This window comes from Rhizobacter sp. P2_H3, assembly GCF_056403355.1.
In genome coordinates this window covers 1-3,653 of the sequence record NZ_JBFUFQ010000373.1, presented here as the reverse complement: position 1 = coordinate 3,653, position 3,653 = coordinate 1, and the positions used below count along the sequence as shown (strand labels likewise).

2 protein-coding genes are annotated in these 3,653 nt (G+C 69.9%); one reads left to right on the top strand and one right to left on the bottom strand.

Annotated elements, in window-relative coordinates; all coding sequences use genetic code 11:
• Positions 1–2,963: winged helix-turn-helix domain-containing protein (locus tag AC1D1T_RS31070; RefSeq protein ID WP_477993227.1), on the bottom strand; the 2,963-nt coding region annotated here is incomplete at its 3' end.
• A 482-nt stretch (positions 2,964–3,445) separates the two neighbouring features.
• Between AC1D1T_RS31070 and AC1D1T_RS31065 the strand changes: the two genes are divergently transcribed.
• Positions 3,446–3,653: hypothetical protein (locus AC1D1T_RS31065; protein ID WP_477993226.1), on the top strand; the 208-nt coding region annotated here is incomplete at its 3' end.

The following is a 3,653-nucleotide window of genomic DNA, read 5'->3' as shown; positions in this document are numbered from 1 at the left end:
GTGCTGTCCGGCCTGCCGTGGCCGGCGTCGGTGATGCGCGCCTTGAGGTCCGCCGCCAGATCGTGGTCGGGGTTCTGGTCGAGGATCACGTCGAGGATCTGCATCGCAATGCCGGCGCGGCGATCTTCGACGGCACGAGACGCGAGGTCAAGCATCTGCGTCATCCACACGCCCTCGTCGGCGGCAAGGGCGGGTGCCTCCGCGGCGTCGGCCACCAACCGCGAGAGCCTGGCGGCCAGCCGCCGACCGAGTGCCGCCGGCGACCGGTCGCGGAGGCTGCCTTCGATCCGCGCGGCGGGCGTGGTCAGCACATAGTCCAGGGCCAGGGCGGCGTCCCGGCGCATCAGGCGGGCGAACAGGACGTGCGCGCCAGGGCTGCGGATGCCGATCGCAGCCGCTATCGCATCCGGCGTTGCGGCGAGGGCGTCGTCAGCGCCTGCCTTTGCCTCGGCGTCGGACATGCGCTTCAGCCGTGAGTGCACGGCCAGGGCGTAGCCGAGGACGTCCAGTGAGTACCCGAGTTCGCGATCATCGCGATCGGCGCCCGGCTTCCCGCCCGATGGCGGCAGCGGCACGATGGCCAGCAGGCGCTCCGGTGTCGCGTGCGGGTCGGGCAGCAGCGCCGCGGCGATGTCATCATCGGCCTCCACGTGCGTATCGGCCAGCAGCCGGTAGCCCTTGCGATAGACGGTGTGGACCCGTACCGCGTGCGTCTTGCTCCGCCGCATCGCCTGGCGGATCTTGGTGATCGCTTGCGCGACCACTTCCGGCGACACTGTCGCCCTGCGCCACACCGTGTCGAGGAGCTCGTCCAGAGTCACCACGCGATGACGATTGCGGTACAGATGCACGAGCACGTCGAACGGTCTTGGCTCGAGTGTCTGGCGCCGTCCGTCGACCCACAGTTCCCGTCGCTCCACGTCAAGCACGCAATGGGAGAATCGGTACTCCCGACGCATCACGCCGTTCGGTGGCGCCATCGGCATCGGGTGTTCGCGCCGCGGATCGATGGGCACTGCTGACAGCTCCCGTCCGAGCCGGCGGAAGAGGGGCAGCGCGGCCGGCGCAGTCGTCAGCCGCGCAAGCAGTGCCTGGGCCTCCGGTTCCTGCTGGTGCCAGCGTGCCAGCAACGCGCGTGGGTAGAGCAGGTTCGCGGTGGTGCTCTCGTCCTGCAGGTGGGCCTGCGCGTCTGCGCGCTCGAGTTCAGCCTGTGCGGCGGCCAGGCGCCCACAGCGCACGAGAGCCTCGACGAGCCACGGCAGCAGGGGCGCCTCGGCAGCGCGATTGCCTTGAACGCGGCATTCGGCCGCCGCGCGCAGGAAACAGTCGGCCGCCTCGTCGACGCGACCGGCTGCCATGGCGGCATGCCCGTGGGCCTGCCACAGATAGCCGTCCTGCATCCGGTCCGGCCGCGGCAGAAGCGACARCAGCTCCGCAGCGGCATCCGGACGGCCTTGCAGACGATGGAGCAGGCTGTGAATGTTGACCACCGTGCTCAACAGGCCCACATCGACCTCGATCGCCAGCGCGGTGGCGGTGGCCTCCTCCGCACACTCGCGCGCCTCGTCAAGGCGGTCCGCGTACACCAGTTCACCTGCAAGGTTGAGGCACACGCTCACCAGTGCGGTGTTGGCATTCAGCCTGCGGGCCGCGTTCGCAAGTTTTCTGTTCCAGCGGATGGACTGCTCGGCGTGGCCGGACAGCGAGGTCATGATCGCCCGCAGCCACAGCACGGTCAGCAATCCCCACTGGCTGCCGATGCGCGTGAAGATGGCCTGGGCCTCGTCGAGCCGTGCCTGAACGGAATGCAGCTCGCCGAGGCGGCATTCGACGGATGCCAGCAGCGTCAAGGCGTGCCCCTGCCAGTGCGGCGGCATGCAGCCGCGGCCCAGCACGAGGGCGTGCTCCAGGCTCTGCGCCGCCTCACGCAATCGGCCTTTCACGTGGTGCAGCGTCCCGAGATGCTGTTGCCCTTGCGCTTCGAGACACCGGTCCTGGCCGCGTCTCGCGGTTTCCAGCAGCCGGGCCGCGGTGCGAGGTCCGTCATCGCTGCCGCAGACGGCCTGTGCACGCAGCAATTCCAGATCGAGCCCAGGAAACTCCGGCTCCAGTTGCTGAAGCAGCGCAAGGGCCCGCAGCGCTGCAGGATGTCGGCTCATCGCAGCGGAGTGCCTGGCCCGCGCGAACAACTCGATCGACAGCGGCGAGCAGCCGCTCATCCCGTGGGCCGAGGCTCGGCGCCTGCCATCGCCCAGCACCGTCTGCCGCAAGGCCGCGATGGCGGGCAGCACGAGCCCTGCTGGATCAGCAGCGTGGATCGCGATGACGCTCTTCCTGCCCTGGTCGTGGACGTTCAGCTCGAGCGCGAGTTCGCCGCCAGCGAGCCTCAGTGAGCCGACCACGGCACAGCGCGCGCCGGCGGCGCGCAACATCTGCAGCATGCGGACCTGCCCTTCGGGCCAGGACGTTTCCAGCGACAGTGCGTCCTGGACCTGGATGCGCCTGTCGATCGACAAGCCGTGCGCGATGCAGGCGACCAGGCCGTGCGTCGCCCAGTGCAGGCTCGGCCGCCCGGTGTGATTGCGCAACGGGCCGATGATCACCGAGGGGACGCCCTCGCGCGGCAGGTCCGCCGCAGCGGGCTGCGATGCCGGTGCCGAGGGGACGTCGAAGATGTAGCCGACCCGCGGGATCGAGCGGATGATCGGCTGCGGCCCGTCGTCGCCGATGGCCCGGCGTGCCGCGCGGATCGCCTGCCGAAGCGCGCCTTCGGATACCGCCCCCTCGGGGCGCAGCGCAGCCACCAGCTCTTCCTTCGTGACCACTCGATGGCGGAAGCGGGCCAGCCGCTCCAGCACGCGCCACGCCCGAGGCTCCACCTTCACCGCCTCCCCGTGGCGAAGCACACGCCCTCCGAGCAGGTCGAGCGACCCGCCGGGCAGTGTGATGACAAGCTCGCTCATCGCGCCGGTGCGTGCCCATGAGGGCGTCGCGCTGCAATCGGCCGCAGGGGGGCAGATCGGGAATCAGGGAGGAAGAGGCTGTGCATCGTCGGCGTCCGGTTTTGAGGCCTCGCCGGAACGGCGCAGTGTCGGTGCGCCGCCATCGTCGGGCCGCGGCGCGGACCTGCTCGTCGGCAGAAGGCGATGGCATGAATTGTTGCTTGTTGCGCAAGCTGGTCGGCGGCCTCGGCGGCCTGCGTCGGTAACAGTTCTTTTCGGCGCCCGCTCCGTAACGGTTCGATCAGGAATGCGGGCCGCCCTGTGCCGAGACTGCAGCGCCATGAACCATTCACACTTCACTTCGCGGCAGCGCGTCGACACGCCCTTGCCAGAGTCGTTTCCCCTCGTGACCCGGATGCTGCAGGCAGAGCTTGCGGATGTGGTGCCAACCGCGACACGCTGCCTGTCGGCTGGCCTCGTGGCACTGCTGGTGGGTTGTGGCGGTGCCAACGGAGGCGACGCCGCCTCCCCGGTCTCGTCTGCGCCGGCACCTGCACCTGCGCCTGCGCCTGCACCTGCACCCGCACCCGCACCCGCACCCGCACCCGCACCTGCACCTGCACCTGCACCTGCACCTGCACCTGCACCTGCACCTGCACCTGCACCTGCACCTGCACCTGCACCTGCACCTGCACCTGCACCTGCACCTGC